We start from the raw sequence: 19,516 nt of genomic DNA on the forward strand, positions 1-19,516 counted from the left end.
CCACGACGTGACCACCTATGCGCCGATGAGAATCTGCGTGACCACAATGACGGTCTGAGTACAGAAAGGACGCTGCGGTGTTTGGTGCCATAGGCAACTTCGTGTACCGGATGCGCTTTGCGGTCATCGCGGTGATGGTCGCGTTGATGGCCGGTCTCGGTCTCTACGGCCTCGACCTGAACAAGCATCTGAGTCAGTCCGGTTGGTTTGATCCCGGCTCCGAGTCCGTCGCGGGCTCGCAGCTGCGTGACGAGATCCTCGGCCGTGACCACAAGTCGGACGTGATCCTTCTGGTCACGCCGCCTGCCGGGACCCAGGTCGACGATCCCGCCTTCGGGGCGAAGGTCGAGCAGATCGTCGAAGATCTGGTGGCGCAGTACCCGGACATCATCGATCGCAACGATCCCGGCATCATCGATCCGTTCACCGCGACGACGAACGAGTTCCAGAAGGGAGCTCAGCAGCAGATCCGGGACCGCCTGTTCGATGACTCCCTGAAACACGCCTTCATCAGCATCGGCATCCGCGGTGACGATGACACCACGATCCTGAACAACTACAAGACCGTCGCACCGTTCTTCGACGATCTTGCGGAGAAGTACGACCTGCCGGGCACCACCTTCGAGCTGGCCGGGCTGCAACCAGTCTCAGGCGCGATGTCGGCAGGCATGGACGAGGACATCAAACGGGCGGAGATCATCGCGCTGCCGCTGGTTGCGGTCATGTTGTTCTTCATTTTCGGCGGGGTGATCGCCGCCTGTCTGCCGGTGGTGGTCGGTGGTCTGACGATCGCCGGCTCACTCGGCATCATGAAAATCTTGGCCCAGGTCACCGAACTGAACGTCTTCGCCCAATCGGTGGTGACGCTGATCGGGCTCGGCATCGCCATCGACTACGGATTGTTCATAGTCAGCCGGTTCCGAGAGGAACTCGCGGAGGGCTATGACACCCCGAGCGCGATCCGAAGAACCGTGATGACAGCAGGGCAGACGGTGGTCTTCTCGGCGACGATCATCGTGGCCGCGCTGGCCTGTCTGCTGATATTCCCGCAGGGCTTCCTGAAGTCGGTGGCCTACGGTGCCATCGCGTCGGTCACCCTCGCAGCGGTCTGTTCCCTCACGGTCCTGCCTGCGATCCTGTCGATCCTCGGTCCACGGATCGACATGTGGGGCTTCTCCTTCCTGCGCCGGACCAAGACCAAAAAAGAGGTCGAGGACGGTTTCTGGGGCAAGCTCGCCAGCTGGGTCATGCGGCATCCGCTCAAGACCGCGATCCCGGTGGTCTTACTGCTCCTGGCCCTGATCATTCCGTTCGCGGGCATCCAGTTCGGCGGCATCACAGAGAAATATCTGCCGCCGAACAACGACAACCGCATCGCGCAGCAGCACTTCGACGAGTTCTTCCCCACCGAGCGCACCGAAGAGATCAAGCTCGTCATCCTCTACGACCCCGAGAGCAACGACGACGCGGCCAAACTGCAGGCGATCGCCGACCAGGCCAACGAGATCCCGGGATTCACCAAGGAGTTCACCCTCGACGGGGCACTTGCCGAGGGCAACCTCGTCGAGATGTCGGCCGGACTGATCGACATGAACACCGCCGGTGAGGCCGTCGACGAACTCCGGGCGATCGATACCCAGGGTCTGCAGATGTATGTCGCCGGAACCCCGGCGCTGACCCAGGATTCGATCAACGCATTGCTCTCCGATCTGCCGTTGATGGTGGTGATGCTGATCCTTGTGACGAGCCTGCTGATGTTCCTGGCGTTCGGCTCGGTGGTCTTGCCGATCAAGGCGGCACTGGTCTCGGCGCTGGGGCTCGGTGCCACGCTGGGCATCCTGACGTGGATCTTCATCGACGGTCATGGCTCATCGCTCGCGAACTTCACTCCTGGGCCGCTGATGTCGGCCGTCCTGGTGTTGATCATCGCGATCATCTACGGCCTGTCCACCGACTACGAGGTGTTCCTGCTCTCCCGGATGGTCGAGGAGAGACAGAAGGGCGCCAGCACCACCGAGGCGATCAGACGGGGTACCGCCCACACCGGCCGCATCATCACCGCTGCCGCCGCGATCCTGGTGGTGGTCACCGGAGCGTTCGGTCTGTCGGAGATCGTGATGATGAAGTACATCGCGTTCGGCATGATCGCCGCGTTGATCTTGGACGCCACCATCATCCGCATGCTGCTCGTCCCGGCGATCATGAAGCTGCTTGGCGACGACTGCTGGTGGGCTCCGCAGTGGATGAAGAAGGTGCAGGAGAAAATCGGGCTCGGAGAGACGATCCTCGACGACGACATCGGTGCCGGACGTTCGGCTCAGGTCGCACGCGGCGCCCGCAGTGCGGGAACCGTTGTCGCCGAAGCACCGACCTCGGCCTTCGGCTCGAAGTCGACCACCGGCCGTAAACCGGTTGCGGTTGGTGCCTCGGCCGGCCTCACCAAGGCGTCCGGGCCCATCAATCGACCACCGCAGGGCCCGCGTCCACCGGTCGCACCGACCGGCGCGGGACGTGGTGCCAGCCAATCCGATCCGGATCGGCCGTCGGGTCCCCGGCAGCCGCAGGCACCTGGTTCCACCGCCGCGACACCCATTCGAAGCGGGCCGAATCCGGCTTCGATACCCACCGGCCGGATGCCCGCACCGCGGAACGACTCCGGTCCGGCACACCGCCCCGAGCGGCCGTCCGATCCTCCGGTCAGCGGGCCGATCCGACGTTCACCGAGTCGTCCGGCACCCGATTCCGATCCGATGGTGCCCCGGACACCGAGTCGGGAGAATGCCCGCCGGAACAGTCCCGATACCGGTGGTTGGAGTCTCGGCGCAGGCGGAATCCGCCTGGGCGGCACCGATACCCCCGGCGCCGGCGGTTCCGGAACCGGTCCGGCGGTACCGGTGAACGGTGCTCCGGCCACCGGATCCGAACCGACCCGTCAGCCGGGTCGTCCACCCCGTCCTACGCCGCTCCAGTCCGGTGGCACGACCGGGCCGAACAGTCGGCCCGCCGAACCCCGGAACCCGAGTCCGGGGCCGGGGCCGGGTCCACGCACGGTTCCGGCCGGACGGCAGGATCCCTCAGGTCGTGGTCCCACCACGACAAGCCCATACGACGGGGAGCAGAGCAGCCCGTTGCGGCGTCGGCCCGAACTGGGACCGCAAGGCGGAGCACCACTGATCGCATCGCTCAATCCGGAGCAGTCGGTACCGCCGAGGAACCCGGAGCAGCCCGCTCGGCCAAGGACCCCGGAGCAGTCGGCTCCGCCGAGGCGGAACGGGCAGCCGCCGCAGCCGAGCGCACCGACTCCGGCACCGCAACAGCCGCAGGCGCAGCCGGAAGATGCTGAGTCGCAGGACTCATCGAGTGGACGGCGACGCGCTCGCGGTCGGGGCGATGGGCAGATCAGCGTCCGTGATCTACTCCGTCGCGGCAACGACTCCGACAACTGATCGAAACCTCCGACAGGCCGGCCGTTCACCGAACGGTCGGTCTGTTCTGGTTTCGCGATGTTTCTCCGGTTCCTACGGCAACATTCCCTACTGCGTCACTCGTTTCGGCAGCAGCAGCCCGATCAATCCGGCAGTGCCCGCAACAGCGGCGAGGACACCGAAGTTCAAGGACCAGTTGGTCGACGACTCCGACAGCAACAACCCCATCAGGGTCGCACCGGTGGCCGCGGTCAGCTGGACCGTGATGAACAGCGACGTGGTGGCCTGCGGCACTGCGCCTTCCGGGACCACCCGGTAGACGTTGGAAAAGGTCGGCGAGGCAACCGATCCGAAGGTGACGCCGATCAGCACGTACAGAACCAGCAACACCGGCAGCGCGATCACATCGATGGTCAACGCCACCAACAACATCAGTGCCGCCGTGAGCACACCACCTGCGAACACCAGCGGACGCGGGCCGATCCTATCGCTCATTGCGCCGGAGACGCTCATGCCGAACAACAGTCCGACGCCAAGGGACGCGACGATGATTCCAGCCATCGCACCGTCGCGCCCGAACTCGTTGCGGGCCAACTCGGGCAACATCACCAGCTGCGAATACATGATGAAGCCCACCATGGCCATCACACCGAGACTCGCCGCGTAGCCGCGCGATCGGGTGAGCATCCGGAGGTCGATCACCGGCTTGGGTGCACGAAGCGCGTGCCACACGTAGCCGGCCAGCAAGGCAGCCCCCACAAGCGCGGGAACCGTTATCCGCCAAGGCGATCCACTCCCCGATTGCTCTACCGCGAGGAGCAGGGCGGCAAAGCCCGGCGACAACAGCAAGAGGCCACGGATATCGGGTCGGCCGGCGGTGCCCACCTCATCATGAGCCCGTTTCGGAAGCAGCGTCACCGCACCCACCACGATCACGGCACCGATCGGTACGTTGATCCAGAAGATCCAGTACCAGGTGTCCGGGCCACCCAGGAAACCACCGAGCAGCGGTCCGGCGATGGGCGCAAAGTTGATCACCAGCGAGAGCAATCCCATCACCTTGCCCATGCGTTCCTTGCCGGCAACCGCCGCGGCCAGGCTCAGCGACGTGGGTTCGAGGAGCCCACCGCCGAAGCCCTGGATAACCCGGAAGGCGATCAGGCTCTCGATCGACCAGGCCGCTGTGGTCAATACCGAACCGGCAACAAACAGCACCAGCGCACCGACGATCAGCTTCCGCCCGCCGATTCTTTCCAGCAACCAGCCGGAGATGGGCAGCACCAGCGCGGCCGCCAGCAGGTAGCCCGAGACGACCCACACCACCGACGTCATCGGTGCATCAAACGACTCGCCGAACTGGTCGAGAAGGGTGGTGACGGCCGCGCCGTCGAGTACTGCCATGAAGGCGGCGAGCGCCAACAGCACGATGATCAGCATCGGAGCCTTTTCCGTCGTTCCGGCCCCAGGCTTTTCCATGTCGATGGTCATGGCGACAAAACTAAACTAAACCGTTTAGTGTAGTCAAGAGATTGGTGCAGGTAGAATCAGAAACCATGACATCCACGCAGGTCACCGGCGAGCAGTCCGCGACCCGCCGGCTGCGCCCGGACAAACGTGAGGCCATCCTGCGAGCGGCGGGTGAGATCTTCGACAACGAGGGGTACGAGCGCACCAGCATCGACGCGATTGCGGCCAAATCGGGGGTATCGAAGCCGACGATCTACAACCACTTCGGAAGCAAGGAACAGCTGTTTCGCGATCACGTCGCGTTCGCCGCCCAGACCCTGAACGTTCGGACCACAGAAGCCGTCCTCGAGATCGATCCCGACTGCAGGCAGTGGCGGCAGGTCCTGACAAAGGCCGCGCTCCAATTGGCCGAATGCCAGCGCAGCCACTGTTCCATCTCACTCAACCGACAGCTGCACGCGGCGGTCGGCCGAGACCCGTCGGTTTATCAATACGTTCTCGACAATGCCGCCGCGCCGGTGCTCGCCTTGCTGGCGGACAAGCTCGCCCGACTCGGCGAGGCCGGCCACTTATCCGTTCCCGACCCCGCTCTGGCCGCCCGGCAATTCCTTGCCCTGATCAGCGCCGAACTACCCGAGATGAGTCGACTGGGAACGTTGGCGATCAGCGACGACGACTTCACCCGCGCAGTGACTTCCGGCCTCGATACATTCCTGCGGGCCTACGCCCGCTGACCGGTATCCCCCACCGGCGGAGAGAGATCCCGCGAGCCGAGCAGTTTGTCGGAGAGCTTGGTGATCGGCCCGGCGGCGATCAGACCCAGGACCGGCCACAGCCCGAGGCGCGGGATCGCGATCGCGACTCCCATCGCCACGAGAATAACGATGAGGGGCAGCACTTTCGACACGATCTGACTCGCGGTCAGACCCGGGTCTGTCAGTAATCCGGCATGCGCCAGGATCATCTCTTCGACGCGCGTCATGATCATCGTGAACGCAACCGTGCCGAGATAGTAGGCAATCGCCCCCCGATCACCCGAGGATGCGGACACATAGAGGACGGTGGCCAGCGGTATGTTCACCACACCCGCCAGCCACATCAGGTTCACGCGCAGGAGCAACGGCGTGTATCCGGTCGCGCGCTCGAATAAGCGGTGGTGATCCCGCCAAAATGCGCCGATCACCATGAAGCTCACGGCGGCGGCGATGAGCCTGGAATGGTTGTCGGCGAGAAAGTCTGCGACCGATGCCCCGTCGAGGTCACGTACCTCGTCGACGAGAGGCAGCACCACGAGAGTGATCGCGATCGCCAGGACGGCATCGGTGAAGAACACGAGCCGGTCAAGCCCTTTGTCGGTCCCTCTTGGTTCGGCGGTCACCTTCTCGAAGCTAGTCGTTTCCCCGGGCGTTCGCAGGCAGGCCTTCTGACCACAAAACCCACCCGTTCCAGCCAAATCCACATGATGCAACGTGTGGTTTTGACTGGAACGGGTGGATTTACGGATTCCACAGGATCAGTGCTGCGCACCTACAGGGTTGCGGGGCTGATCGCCGGCAGAGGTCGCACCCTGACCGAGCGCCCGGGCGTAGCCGGAACCCAGCGCCAGCAGGATCAGACCGACCACGATGAAGACAGTGACGCGGAAGATCCCGTCGAGAGTGGCCAGATCGAACAGGAACAACTTGGCCACTGCCGCCGCTGTCAGCAACAGTCCGGCCGTCACTGCGACATTTCGTCCGATGCCACCGAACATCCTGCGTCCCTTGGCGATCGAGATGGATATGACCAGCAGTCCGGCAGCGACGATCATCCAGCAGATGGTTGCGGCGACGTGACCACCGAGGAATCCTCCGGAGGGTCCACCGAGAGCGACGCCGGCGCTCACCGTCAATGCGGTCACCGCGTACAGCGAGGCCAGCGCGACGAGGATCCCGAAGGTCTGAACATTCTCCGCCGAATGGCGTTCGGCGGCCTGGTACCACGACCACATCAGGGTCCACATGGCAGCAATCACCAGAATGCTGGCCACGATCACCGACACGGATTGGGGCACAGCCAATTCAGAAGGTTCGAACAATTGCTCCGGCGGCGAGATGGCCAGGTAGTTGACACCTCCGAGAACCCCGATCGTCGTGGCGATCACCCGGCCGACCCGATCGTGTCGAGCGGCTAGTGCAATCACAATCGACATCGCGAGGAGCACCGGCGCGATCACCGGACCCTCGAAGGCCACCACCACTCCGATGACCGCGACCAATGCAGCACTCGTCACGTAAATGTACCGGCCGATGCTCTGCTGCTCACGATCCGCCAACGCCACCGCGAGCAACAGTGCGGCCACGCCCCAGATCAGGCCCGCGGCAACCGGGCGGTCGAACACCATGGGCGACAACAGGACCGGAAGAACCGTGGCACAGCCGAGCAGCGACGTCAGCGACGGAAGTTTGGTGCCACGCACCAGGACCACCGAGGTGATGATCCCGAATGCGGCGTTGACGGCCATTGCGACGGCCCCGAGCACGAGGTGCTTGTCGTCCCCGACAACGCTTGCCACGATCCAGGCGAGCAACACGAACGTGCTTGCGGCGGCACGCACCCCATGAAACCAGATCCAGTCCTTTCCGAGCTGGATCGGGAACGATCCGATCGTCATGGCCAGCATGAATCCGACCAGCAACAGCGACGGTCCCGCGGTGAGGACGGGAGCGAGGACGAAGACCGGCACGAGTACCAGCAACCCCAGATGCTCGGAATCCCAGCGACGGGCCAACAACAGTCCGGTGAACGTGACCAGGCCGGCAAGCACGAGGCCACCGTAGTCGGGCAGCCAATCGTAGATCCGGGTGACCGCGACAACGTCGAAGTAGGCCGCCGCAATACCGGTGGCTGACAGGGCGATTGCGCCGACCCGGCCACCGGGACGCTCGGCCATCCGAATCGCGATCACAATGAGCGCGATCGCCAGCGCACCGCCGGCGGCGACTCTGATCTCCGGCCGCAGGATGCCCGCCTGCGCAGCCAGTACCAGCATCATCACCACGCCGATCAGTGTCACCGTCACACCTGCGACAGCGAGGATCTTTCCGATCAGACCGCCCCCGGATTCGGCGGTCATCCGCTGCCACAGCGTCGGTTTCGACGGCGGAGGAGGTCCGGGTCGGCGAGGGGCAGCGGCACCGTATGCCGATGAATAGGAACCGGCCGGTGCATGTTGCGGCTTCGGTGCCTGCTGAGGTTTCGGTGGCTGAGGTGCGCCATATCCATGCGCCGCGGGCCCCATCGGATGCGGCTGCCAGGCCTGCGGCGCAGGCATCGGCGGAAACTGTGCCGTAAACGGCGGGACCGGTTGTGGCTGTGGCTGCGGCCGCGGCTGCGGTTGTGGCTGGGGCTGTGGCTGCGGCTGGGGCTGCTCTTTGAGCTGCGTGAGCACAGTGTGCAGTTCGTTCAGATCGCCCGACACACGAGCAAACTGATTCGACAATGAGTGGAACTCAGTGGACAGCCGGCTGATGACAGCTTCGTTCGGTTGGGTCATGTATCGATCGTCGCGGGGCGGGCGTCCTCGCGGATGAGTAGCACTACTCACTTCACCTAGGGATTTACCGCGAGGGGATTTACCGCGAGAGGACTTACCCCGGTTCGGTGTCGAGGCCGTGTTCGATGGCGTAGCGGGTCAACTCGACCCGGTTGCCCAGCTGCAGCTTGCGCAGTGTCGCCTGGACATGGTTCTCCACGGTACGGTGACTCAGCGTGAGTTTCGAAGCTATCTGCTTGGCACTCAACCCTTTTGCCACATACCGCAACACCTCGGTCTCGCGGTCGGTGAGCGCAGGCGCATCGATGGCCCGATCGGGGTCGCGGGCAATGCGCCGATATTCGCCGAGCACCAGGCCGGCCAGACCCGGGGTGAACACCGCCTGTCCGGCTGCCGTCGACCGCACAGCTGCCAACAGTTCTTCCTTCGACGCACTCTTGACCAGGTAGCCGCTGGCGCCCGCCTTGACCGCCTCGAGCACGTCGTCGCGCTCGTCCGACGCCGAGAGCACCAACACCCGAGTGTGGGGCGAGGTCTCGAGGATCTCAGCGGTGGCCTGCGCCCCGTTACCGTCGGGCAACTGCATGTCCATCAGCACCACATCCGGTCGAACCGCGCGCCCGCGTGCGACCGCAGCGGCCACGCTGTCGGCAACCGCCACGACGTCGAACCCGGCGTCGGCCAGGTCGCGCGCAACACCGTCGCGCCACATCGGATGGTCGTCGACCACCATCACCCGCAGCACTCCCGGATCTCCCACATCGGCCATCAGAACCGCCCCTCACTCTTGTTGTCCGCGCGCTTGTCGAAACCCGGCTTCCCAGAACCCGTTTCCTTTGACACCGTGAGTTCCCATTCGGTTCCCTCACCGGGACCGGTGTCGAGTTTTGCCGTACCGCCAAGTGCCTCGATCCGTTCCACGATCGACCGCGACACACCCATCCGGCCCTGCACGGCGGCCTCACCGAGCCGCCCCTCCTCGATGCCGACTCCGTCGTCGCGGACGCTCACCACGACCTCGTCACCGAGATCTTCGACGAGGACGTACGTACGCGCCCCCGGCCCGGCGTGCAACCGCGCGTTGTCGAGCGCGTTGACGACCGCGGCCTCGATTTCCATGGCCCGAAAGTGGTCGAGCAGCACCGCCTCCCCCGGTTCGCTGACCGTCACCAGATCATCGGCGTGGGGTCGCAGCAGCATGCGCAGATCCACCTCGGCCGTCTTCTGGCCCGTCAGGGGCGGTTCGATATCCGCGATCAGTCGGCGCAACGAGCGCTCCTGTTCGCCTGCCATCTGAGCGAGCTGAGCTGTCTCTCCGCCGATCTCGGCTCCCCGCCTGCGAATCAGGGCCAGGACCTGCAGCACCCCGTCGTGCACCTGTCTGCTGAGCCGATCCCGTTCCGACGCCGCCGCAGCCAGGCGCAAGGCGCGGCCGATCCGCTCATGATTGCGACGGGCCGAATTGGCGGCAAGCCCGACCCCGACACCCACCGCCAACAGCACCACCACGGTCGCATCGCGACCGACGTTCAGGTCGTAGCCACCCTTGGCCACCGCACTGGCCACCCGGACCGCCAGCCCGAAGACCGCACCCACCACCGGGCCGCCCAGGATCGCTGCGGAGACAACCGCATTCGTCCCCCACAACGTCGTCGGAAAGGACTGGTTGTCCGCGGCCCACTGCGCCGAGGCCAGCCATCGGGTCGCGACGATCAGACCGCAGGCCACCACCAGGTCACAGGCGACCCAGAACCAGCGGCGCCCGGGACCCTTCAGATAGAGGATGGTACTGGCACCCGTCCACAGCGTCAGCAGTGCGAAACAGAACCAGCTCCAGCCCACCCGTTCGTAGTCCTCGTGGACAGCGAGCTGAAAGCCCAAGGCGTAGAGGTAACTCAGGAGACGAAAGACCTGCGCACCACGCCACAGCGGCGCCACTGGATCGTCATCGGTGTCCGCTGATCGCAGTGGTGTACTCGAGGATCGGATCACGGGCACCCTCAGCTGGGATCGCCTGTGTTGTCCTGCTTGTCATCCGGTATCGAATCACCGTCGATGGCATCGAGTTCGTCCCACTTCGGCTTGTCCGGAGCGGCCTCGTACATCCGATTGTGTTCGCCACGGGCTACCGTGGCGAACTCTGCAAGATCGGGATCGGATTCGACCAGATGCGATTTCGCCACCAACGTGCGAACCGCGGTGTTCACGAATGCGATGACCGGAACGGCCAGCAGACCACCGACGATGCCCGCCGTGATCAGGCCCGCGGCGATACCGAGCACCACTGCCACCGGATGTAACCGCACCGACCGTCCGAGCAAGAACGGCTGCAGCACATGACCTTCCAGTTGCATCACGCCGACCACCACGGCGAGTGCGATCAAGGCGGCAACCCAACCCTGCGTGACCAGGGTGACCAGCACCGCGAGGCCGCCGGTCACCAGCGCACCCACGATCGGGATGAATGCGCCGATGAACACGAGCGAAGCCAGCGGTAATGCCAGTGGAACCTGCAGGATTGCGAGTCCGGCTCCGATCGCGATCGCGTCCGTTGCCGCGACAACCACGGTTGCCCGCACATATCCAACCAGCGATCCGAAGCCGTTTCGTCCTGCCTCCCAGACCTTTTCGCGAGACTTCACCGGGACCGCCAGGGTCAAAAAGCGCCAGATCTGACCACCGCCGTACAGGAAGAAGATCATCAGGAAGAGCATCAGGAACGCGCCGGTGACTATCTCACCGACCGTGGTGGCGGTCGACAAAGCGCCCGAGGTCACCTTGTCCTGGTTGTCTTTCAGAACCTTGATCGCATCATCGCCGAGATGCGCGATCTGATCATCGGCGAGATTGAGTGGTCCGTCGACCAGCCAACCGCGGCTCTCGTTGATGGTTTTGGTGATCTGCTCGGTCAGTTCCGGAAGCCCGTCGATGAACTGCTGGACAACAAAGGCCATGACCCCGACGAGCAATCCGATGGCGACGAGCAACGTCCCCAGCACCGCGAGCGGGCGAGGAATGCCGCGGCGGTTCAGCCAATCGACCACCGGGACAAGGAACGCAGTACCCAGCACCGCAAGCCCGATCGGTACGAACACCTCTTTGTATTCCGAGACGACCAGCGACACCACGAACAGCCCGGCCGCGATTGCCAACAGTCGCCAGGACCATTCGGCCGCAGCGCGGACAACGGGGTGCACATTGAGGCGGTCGGCCGGGTGGCTGTCGACTACGTCACTACTACTCAAGTTTTTCGCCTCGCTCACCAGCGCAACATTAGACTGAACGTGCCCGCTGCGCGCTGGACAACCGCGCTAGACGACACCGTCTGCCGGAGGTCAGTTGAGAACTTCATGCCTCCTGGTCACCAAGTCGGACACTCTGGACCGATAGGCTGCAGACCATGACGGCGACGAACAGGACCCGCCGCCGCTTTTGGTGGGTGCGATGGCTGACACTCGCACTCGTTTTGGTGATCCTGGGCGTCGAGGCCTATCTGATCTGGCCCAAGCTCAAACAGACCTGGTTCCACCTCGACGAGATCGAGTGGGAGTGGGTTGCGCTGTGCATTCTGGCCGCGATGCTGTCGATGGACAGTTTCGCCCAGGTCCAGCGTGCGTTGTTGCGGTCGGCAGGCCTCAAGGTCAAACAGTGGCAGTCGCTGTCGGTGGTGTTGGCCGCGAACTCACTGAGCCAAACCATGCCCGGTGGCCAGGTCCTCTCCCCGGCCTTCACCTACCGCGAGACCCGCAGATGGGGCGCCACCCCGGTGATCGCCTCCTGGCAGGTGGTGATGTCCGGATTGCTGATGGGCGTCGGACTCGCCGTCCTCGGTCTCGGTGGCGCCCTGCTGGCTGGTGCCCAGACCAGCCCGTTTTCGATCATCTTCTCGATCAGCGGCTTCCTGGCCTTTGCAATCGTCGCCCAGTACATCGCCCGGCACCCTCATTCGATCGAGGGCCTCGGCATCACGCTGCTGCGCTGGATCAACAACATGCGCGACAAGGCGTCCGACCACGGCGTCGAACGCTGGCAGGAGATCCTGCGGCAGCTCAAAGCCGTCCAGCTCAAACCCAAGGAAACGTCGATCGCCTTCGGTTGGTCGCTGTTCAACTGGGTCGCCGACGTCGCCTGTCTGGCCTTTGCCTGTTACGCCGTCGGCGGTCAGCCGAGCATCTCGGGACTGATGGTGGCGTATGCGGCCTCCAAGGCCGTGGGTACCGCCATCCCGCTGCTCCCCGGTGGCCTCGGTGTGGTGGACGGGGTTCTGGTGCCCGCGCTGACCTCGGCGGGCATGGGTGCCGGCGAAGCGGTGACCGCCGTGCTGGTCTACCGGATGATCAGTTATCTCCTGGTGTCACTGGTCGGCTGGGTGGTGATCTTCGTGAAGTTCCGCACCACGTACCGCTCCCTGGAGAGTCCCGACGAGGTCGAAAAAGTGATCGAGGCCGAGATAGACGCCGAACTCGGCCGCAACAAGTCGGCGTCGGCAGAAGGCGAGAGCTCCGAAAACGGCGATACGCCGCCCGACGCGGTTCGCTGAACGCGCCGCGCGCCCGCTAACGTGGCGGGTATGCGCCGATTGTTCACCGCCTTTGCAGATCTCTTGGCGGTGGTTGTCTTCGCCTTCATCGGCCGGATGAATCATGACGAAGGACTCTCCGTCCAGGGCGTCTTCAGCACCGCATGGCCGTTTGCACTCGGTGCGGCGATCGGCTGGTCGCTGGCCTATCTCTACGCACACATGCGGTCCGACCACGGCCACACCTACGGTTTCCGGCCCGAACGTCTGGTCCCGGACGGGGTCTTGGTCTGGATCGGGGCGGTGGCCATCGGAATGCTGTTGCGTCAGCAGTTCCATCAGGGTGTGGCCTTCAGCTTCATCATCGTCGCCACGATTGTGCTGGGCATATTCCTGCTCGGATGGCGTGGTGTCCGGATCAGGTTGAGCCGACGGTCCGTCACCGCTTGAATCGGCGGCCTCACACCGAGTCCGGGCCTCGTTCGCGCGGGATCAACGTTCGTAGCCGTTCGAGCTTGTGTGGATTGCGGACGAACAGCAACCTGCTGATTCCCTCGGGTCCCACCTCGAACGCCAGCAGCGTGTCCGGTGCACCGTCACGCACCGTCAGGACTGCCGGGCTTCCGTTCACCTCCACCAGCACCGGGCGTGAACCGGTTGCGAACTTCGCGATCGCCCCCAGCACAAACCTGGCGACCTTGGCCCGGCCGACCACCGGCATCCTGGCCGCACTGACAACGCCGCCGCCGTCACTGACCGAGACGACGTCTCGGGTCAACACCGATTCGAGTGCGGTGAGGTCTCCGGAGGTCGCGGCGGCAACGAATGCCGTCATGATGCGATTTCGTTCGCCCGGATCGATCTCGGTTGCGCGCTCCCGCGCGATATGACCGCGGGCCCGATGCGCGAGCTGACGGGCGCCCGCCTCGCTGACCGCGAGCACCTCCCCGATCTGCCGGTATGGGTAGTCGAAAGCTTCTCGGAGCACGTAGGCCGCCCGCTCGGCGGGTTCGAGCCGTTCGAGCAACATCACCACCGCCAGTTCGAGTGCCTCGGCCCGATCAGCGCCTAGAGACGGGTCGTCGGCGGTCGAGACCGGTTCGGGAAGCCACGAGCCAACGTACGTTTCGCGGGTCGCTCGCGCGGATGTCAGTGCATTGAGCGACAGTCGGGTGACCGTCGTGGTGAGGAACGCCTCCGGACTGCGCACCGAGTCCCGGTCGGCGCCCTGCCATCGCAACCAAGCGTCCTGCAGCACGTCATCGGCTTCGGTGACCGACCCCATCATCCGGTAGGCGACCCCGAACAGTCGTGGCCGGAGCTTCTCGAATGCGATCAATGCCGTGTCCTGCGTCACTTCGAACCTATTCTCGTCACAAACGCGAACCCCCATCGGTCTCAACTATTACCAAGCAACGCAGCCGGCGAGAGGATCGAACGATGACAACCTATTTGATCACCGGGGCCACCGGGACGATCGGAACCCCCACCACCGCAAAGTTACGGGCCGACGGCCACGATGTGCGGGCGCTGAGCCGCCGGAGCGGGCCGGGGCTGGCCACCGGAGACCTCCTCAACGGCACCGGCATCTCTACCGCGATGTCGGGTGTCGACACCGTCATCCACCTGGCGACAACCAACGGCGCCAAAGACATTCAGATCGCCGAGAACCTCTTGACCGCCGCGGCGAACGCTCAGGTCCGGCACGTGGTGCTGCTGTCGATCGTCGGTATCGACAAGATCCCCATGGGTTTCTATCGACAGCGCCTCGCGATCGAAACGCTGGCGCTGGATTCCGGCGTGCCGTTGACGTTGCAGCGGTCCACCCAGTTCCATCCGTTCGTCGAGCGCCTGTTCAACGCCCAGCGCTTCATGCCGGTTCTGATCACCCCGTCGATCCGGTTTCAGCCGATCGCCCCGCAAGACGTCGCGACGCGGCTGGTCGACCTCGCCGCCGAAGCGCCGTCAGGACGGGTCGACGACATCGGCGGACCGGAGAAACGGACTGCCGCCGATCTACACGCCGCATGGAAGGACGCCCGCGGTTCCCGCAGGCCTGCCGTACCACTGCGCCTTCCCGGCAAACTCTTCAAAGCGTTTGCCGACGGCGAAAACCTGGTTCCCCGAACGCCTTTCGGACAGATGACATTTGAGCAATACCTCAGCGAGAAGTATCGCTGAGGAACTCCTTCAGCGCGCCAGAAACTTCAGCAACACGCCGTTGACCTCATCCGCATGCGTCCACAGCAGACCGTGGGGCGCACCCTCGATCTCAACATATTCCGCCTCGGGCAACAGCCGCGAAAACGGACGTCCGGTGGCGTCGATCGGCAGGATGTTGTCTGCGGTGCCGTGGACGATCAGCGTTGGCACATCGATTTTCGGGATGTCGTCGCGAAAATCGGTGAACCACGTCAACGGCGCAGCAGCCGACGCGAAGGCCCCGGATCCGGCGGCGACATTCCAACTATTCTGCAGCGCTTCCTCGCTCAGCCGGGTACCGAGGAACTCCTCGGTGTTGTAGAAGCCGGCGTAGAACTCGGTGAAGTAGGCGTAGCGGTCCTTCTTGATGGACGCGACGATGTCCTCGAAGAACTCACGCGGAGCGGCCCCGTCGGGATTGTCGTCGGTCTTGAGCAGGTAGGGCTCGAGCGACGCCAAGAATGCGGCCTTGGCGACCCGTCCGGAACCATAGCTGCCGATGTATCGGGCAACCTCCCCTGTGCCCATCGAGAATCCCACCAGTACTGCATCTTTCACATCCAGTGCTTCCAAGACGGTGTTCAGGTCCGAGGCGAAGGTGTCGTAGTCGTATCCGACTGTCGGTTGGCTCGACTGCCCGAAGCCGCGACGGTCGTAGGTGATCACTCGGTATCCGGCATCGAGCAGCGCAGCACTCTGCTTCTCCCAAGAATGCCCGTCGAGGGGGAATCCGTGGATCAGCACAACGGGCTGCCCGGTGCCGTGATCTTCGTAGTAGAGGTCGATGTTCGTGGCGTTCTCGGTTCCAACAGTGATGTACGGCATGTCATCGCCTTTCAGCGTTCCAGTGAGACGAGCAGGGATGAAGCGGGACAGGCAGTTTGGAGCTCAAACCCACGGAGAATGATGATTCTCCGTTGTTGTTGCTACTCTAGAGAATGTTCGTTCTCCACGCAAGGCGGTACCGATGAAAGACATTGACAAGTCCCGCGAGCTGATCATCGAAACCGCGGACCGGCTCTTCTACAGCCATGGCATCCAGGCTGTGACGATGGCGCAGATCCGGGCGGAAGCCCAGGTCTCATTGAAACGGCTCTACGCCACCTTCCCGTCCAAGGACGATGTGGTGCTCGCGGTGCTCGATCACCGCCGGAAGATGTGGGAGTCCGGCGTTGCCCAGGCAACCAACCAGGTCCCCACTCCCCGCGACAAGATCCTTGCGATCTACGACTTCTTGTTCGACTGGTTCGGCCAAGACGACTATCGGGGATGCGGTTTCATCAACGCCTTCGGTGAACTCGGTGCGACGTTCCCGGCCGTTGCCGCCGCGGCCCGCGAGCACAAGCAGGCGTTTCAAAGGCTGATGGCAAACCTAGTCGACCAGGCCGGAGGCGGAGGATCGCTCGGTATCCAACTCACCATCCTTGCCGAAGGGGCTCAGGCGATGTCGGCGATCTGCGGTGATCCTGAAGTCGCACACCACGCCCGTGCCGCCGCCGAGGTCCTCATCGACCACGCCATACCCGCTTGTGCGACAGCCTGATAGCACGCGGTCACTTTCGTCCTCACCGGCCGGCCCATCGGGGGTCGTCGCCGTTCCGAATCGCCGCAGTCGCGAACACCCCGGTACCCACGTCGGTGTCGCCCATCGCCTGCGGGCGATCCCCGAAACCCGTTACGGTCACTGGTGAACAATTGTTCACCGGAAACCGTCAACGGGAAGGATCCAGCCGTGGACTATGCCGTACCCGAGGCGATCACCAGCACTCTGCGCGAGATCGACGAGTTCATCGACACGCAGATCCGGCCACTCCAGGAGGCCGACGACAACGTCCGTTTCTTCGACCACCGCCGCGAGTGGGCACGCACCGATTTCGAGGGCGGTGGTGTGCCACGCCCCGAGTGGGAAGAGCTGCTCGGCCAGATGCGCCGACTCGCCGACGAGGCCGGCTGGCTACGGTATGCACTGCCCACCGAGATCGGTGGCCGCGGTGGGAGCAACTTCGACATGGCGGTCATCCGGGAACACCTGGCGCACAAGGGACTCGGATTGCACAACGACCTGCAGAACGAATCATCGATCGTGGGTAACTTCCCGTTTGCGCACATGCTGCTCGGCCACGGCACCAAAGAGCAGCAGGACGAGTTCCTCGAGCCGATGATCCGCGGCGAGGCCCGGATCGGCTTCGGGCTGACCGAACCCGATCACGGCAGTGACGCCACCTGGATGGAGACCACCGCCCATCAGGTCGGCAATTCCTGGATCATCAACGGCGGCAAGCGATTCAACTCGGGCATGCACAACGCCACCCACGACGTGGTGTTCGCTCGGACATCGGGCAAAGACGGCGATGCACGGGGGATCACCGCCTTCTTCGTACCCACCGATACCCCCGGATTCTCGGTCGACTTCCAGTGGTGGACGTTCAACATGCCCACCGACCACGCCGAGGTCACCATCACCGACGTCGAGGTACCGGAGTCAGCGATCTTCGGCGAAGAAGGCGAAGGGCTCGCGGTTGCCCAGACGTTCGTACACGAGAATCGGATCCGCCAGGCCGCCTCGGGAGTCGGTGCGGCCCAGTACTGCATTGACCGCAGCGTCGAATACGCCAGGCAGAGGATCACTTTCGGGGCTCCACTGTCGAGCCGGCAGGCGATCCAGTTCCCGCTGGTCGAGCTACACACCGAGGCCGAGATGGTCCGCGGACTGGTCCGCAAGACCGCCTGGGAGATGGACCGGATCCCGCATACGGAGATCAGCGACCGCGTGTCGATGTGCAACTATCGCGCCAACCGGCTCGTCTGCGACGCCGCGGACCAGGCCATCCAAGTCCACGGCGGCATGGGTTACACCCGGCACCTGCCCTTCGAGCACATCTATCGACACCACCGCCGATACCGGATCACCGAGGGCTCCGACGAGGTACAGATCCGTAAGATCGCCGGCTACCTGTTCGGCTATGCCGGTCCGCGCCGCAACCGACCCGCGAACCAGAGCTGATGTCGGAGAACGATATCGGCGAGCTGCTCGCCGCCCGACTCAGCGTGGTCTTCGACGACGACGTTCGGGTCGAGGATCTGCACAGACTGACCGCAGGCGCCAACATGCAGACCTGGTCGCTGACCTGCCACCGTGGTACGGATGTGCAACGACTGATCCTGCGACGTCAACCCGATGCCATGCACGAGCCACTGGGTATGCGCCGCGAATCCGAGGCGATCTCGGCCGCTGCGAGGGCCGGTGTCCGGGTACCGCGGGTGATCGACTTCTCCGACGACACCGAGGCGCTCGGCGCGCCCTACCTGATCTGTGAGTACATCGACGGCGAGACGATCCCACGAAAGCTGTTGCGCGACGCGCGCTACGCCGGGGCGCGCGCGGGCCTGGCCACCGAACTCGGCCGCACCCTGGCCCGTATCCACTCGATCCCGCTGTCGACGGTGCCGACCCTGCAGACCGGAGTCCGCAGCGGACTCGACGAGTTACGGCAGCAGTATCTCGACCTCGACACCCCCTCTGCGGTCACCGAGATCGCGCTGGCCGCGCTGGCGCTGTACCAACCGGACCCGGTGCCCGAGACTGTGGTGCACGGCGACTTCCGCAACGGGAACCTACTCATCTCCGACACCGGGCTCGCCGCGGTCCTGGACTGGGAGCTCACCCATATCGGCGACCCCCGAGAAGATCTCGGCTGGCTGCTGGTCAAGTGCTGGCGATTCGGAACCGCACCGGAGGTCGGCGGATTCGGGACCGTCGACGAGCTACTCGACGGCTACGCGGAAATCGCCGGAGCACGACCAGACATCGAGGCGGTGCGGTGGTGGCAGCTCTATCGCACCGTCTGGTGGAGCATCGTCTGTGCGCAGATGGCCGAAAGGCACCTGTCCGGCAGGCAGCGTTCGGTTGAACTCGCGGCCATCGGCCGACGCGTCTGCGAACAGGAACACGACATCCTGCTGGCGCTCGGCCGTCCTGCCACCGCCACCTATTCACCCGATCCCACAACACAACCCGATCTTTACGGGCGTCCCACGGCCGCCGAGTTGGTCAATGCGGTGTCCGAGTTCCTCCGCACCGCGGTGATGGCCGGAGACGACGTCGGGGACGCAACACGATTTCAGGCCCGCGTTGCCGCGAACGTCCTCGACATCGTCGAACGTGAACTCAACGCCGGCTCGGGCCCTTTCGACCGTCAGCGAGCCGCACTGGCAGAGCTGGGCTTCGACTCCGAGACCGAGTTGGCATTGGCCATCCGATCAGGTGAGGCCAACCCGCAGGACCCGCGGATCATCGCGGTGGTGCGGACCGCTGTCACCGATCGGCTGATGGTCGCCAATCCGCGGTATCTGGAGCTGTGAGAGCGT

Annotated in this window: 16 protein-coding genes; 8 read left to right on the forward strand and 8 right to left on the reverse strand. The window is 64.3% G+C overall.

The genetic code is table 11. From position 1 onward, the window contains the following. Window positions 1-77: 77 nt before the first annotated feature. Window positions 78-3,446 (forward strand): MMPL family transporter, encoded by a 3,369-nt coding sequence (locus AC1TQG_RS06670; RefSeq protein WP_482136143.1) that lies wholly within the window; start codon window positions 78-80, stop codon window positions 3,444-3,446. Between the two features lie 87 nt (window positions 3,447-3,533). Here AC1TQG_RS06670 and AC1TQG_RS06675 read toward each other — a convergent pair whose 3' ends face one another. Continuing rightward, on the reverse strand, window positions 3,534-4,913 hold the full coding sequence (locus tag AC1TQG_RS06675; RefSeq protein ID WP_482136144.1) for a DHA2 family efflux MFS transporter permease subunit: 1,380 nt from the start codon (window positions 4,911-4,913) through the stop codon (window positions 3,534-3,536). 65 nt (window positions 4,914-4,978) lie between these two features. Between AC1TQG_RS06675 and AC1TQG_RS06680 the strand changes: the two genes are divergently transcribed. Beyond that, window positions 4,979-5,626: a TetR/AcrR family transcriptional regulator gene (locus AC1TQG_RS06680; protein ID WP_482136145.1), complete on the forward strand. Its 648-nt coding sequence runs from the start codon at window positions 4,979-4,981 to the stop codon at window positions 5,624-5,626. Here AC1TQG_RS06680 and AC1TQG_RS06685 read toward each other — a convergent pair. The 5 genes from AC1TQG_RS06685 to AC1TQG_RS06705 form a co-directional block, all read right to left on the reverse strand. Next, a complete protein-coding gene (locus tag AC1TQG_RS06685) occupies window positions 5,614-6,270 on the reverse strand; it encodes a TMEM175 family protein (protein WP_482136146.1) in 657 nt (218 codons plus the stop codon). The two genes, AC1TQG_RS06680 and AC1TQG_RS06685, sit on opposite strands and share 13 nt — an antisense overlap. Before the next feature lie 135 nt (window positions 6,271-6,405). Then, on the reverse strand, window positions 6,406-8,427 hold the full coding sequence (locus tag AC1TQG_RS06690; protein ID WP_482136147.1) for a DUF2339 domain-containing protein: 2,022 nt from the start codon (window positions 8,425-8,427) through the stop codon (window positions 6,406-6,408). Between the two features lie 94 nt (window positions 8,428-8,521). Then, complete coding sequence (locus tag AC1TQG_RS06695; RefSeq protein WP_482136148.1) at window positions 8,522-9,196, reverse strand: response regulator; 675 nt, start codon at window positions 9,194-9,196, stop codon at window positions 8,522-8,524. Next, window positions 9,196-10,419, reverse strand: coding sequence for a MacS family sensor histidine kinase (gene macS / locus AC1TQG_RS06700; protein WP_482136149.1), 1,224 nt, complete (start codon window positions 10,417-10,419; stop codon window positions 9,196-9,198). Before macS ends, AC1TQG_RS06695 begins: the two co-directional genes overlap by 1 nt. 8 nt (window positions 10,420-10,427) lie before the next feature. Further along, the gene (locus AC1TQG_RS06705; RefSeq protein WP_482136150.1) at window positions 10,428-11,690 is read right to left on the reverse strand and encodes an AI-2E family transporter; all 1,263 of its coding nucleotides are present in this window, start codon (window positions 11,688-11,690) and stop codon (window positions 10,428-10,430) included. A 137-nt stretch (window positions 11,691-11,827) separates the two neighbouring features. Between AC1TQG_RS06705 and AC1TQG_RS06710 the strand changes: the two genes are divergently transcribed. Further along, window positions 11,828-12,967: a lysylphosphatidylglycerol synthase transmembrane domain-containing protein gene (locus tag AC1TQG_RS06710; protein ID WP_482136151.1), complete on the forward strand. Its 1,140-nt coding sequence runs from the start codon at window positions 11,828-11,830 to the stop codon at window positions 12,965-12,967. Between the two features lie 30 nt (window positions 12,968-12,997). Beyond that, window positions 12,998-13,396, forward strand: a complete 399-nt coding sequence (locus AC1TQG_RS06715) for a DUF3054 domain-containing protein (RefSeq protein ID WP_482136152.1) — start codon at window positions 12,998-13,000, stop codon at window positions 13,394-13,396. A 10-nt stretch (window positions 13,397-13,406) separates the two neighbouring features. On the opposite strand, the gene AC1TQG_RS06720 is transcribed toward AC1TQG_RS06715, so the two are convergent. After that, window positions 13,407-14,303, reverse strand: coding sequence for an RNA polymerase sigma-70 factor (locus AC1TQG_RS06720; RefSeq protein WP_482136153.1), 897 nt, complete (start codon window positions 14,301-14,303; stop codon window positions 13,407-13,409). 83 nt (window positions 14,304-14,386) lie between these two features. Between AC1TQG_RS06720 and AC1TQG_RS06725 the strand changes: the two genes are divergently transcribed. Continuing rightward, on the forward strand, window positions 14,387-15,127 hold the full coding sequence (locus tag AC1TQG_RS06725; RefSeq protein ID WP_482136154.1) for an SDR family oxidoreductase: 741 nt from the start codon (window positions 14,387-14,389) through the stop codon (window positions 15,125-15,127). Between the two features lie 9 nt (window positions 15,128-15,136). Here AC1TQG_RS06725 and AC1TQG_RS06730 read toward each other — a convergent pair whose 3' ends face one another. Then, entirely contained in the window at window positions 15,137-15,973 is an 837-nt protein-coding gene (locus AC1TQG_RS06730) for an alpha/beta fold hydrolase (RefSeq protein ID WP_482136155.1), read from the reverse strand. A 142-nt stretch (window positions 15,974-16,115) separates the two neighbouring features. Between AC1TQG_RS06730 and AC1TQG_RS06735 the strand changes: the two genes are divergently transcribed. From AC1TQG_RS06735 to AC1TQG_RS06745, 3 genes are all read left to right on the forward strand, one after another. Further along, window positions 16,116-16,691: a TetR/AcrR family transcriptional regulator gene (locus AC1TQG_RS06735; protein WP_482136156.1), complete on the forward strand. Its 576-nt coding sequence runs from the start codon at window positions 16,116-16,118 to the stop codon at window positions 16,689-16,691. Between the two features lie 189 nt (window positions 16,692-16,880). Then, window positions 16,881-18,152, forward strand: coding sequence for an acyl-CoA dehydrogenase family protein (locus tag AC1TQG_RS06740; protein ID WP_482136157.1), 1,272 nt, complete (start codon window positions 16,881-16,883; stop codon window positions 18,150-18,152). Continuing rightward, complete coding sequence (locus tag AC1TQG_RS06745) at window positions 18,152-19,510, forward strand: phosphotransferase family protein (RefSeq protein WP_482136158.1); 1,359 nt, start codon at window positions 18,152-18,154, stop codon at window positions 19,508-19,510. Before AC1TQG_RS06740 ends, AC1TQG_RS06745 begins: the two co-directional genes overlap by 1 nt. The last annotated feature ends 6 nt before the right edge of the window (window positions 19,511-19,516 follow it).

The sequence above is a fragment of the Williamsia sp. Y844 genome, assembly GCF_056786475.1.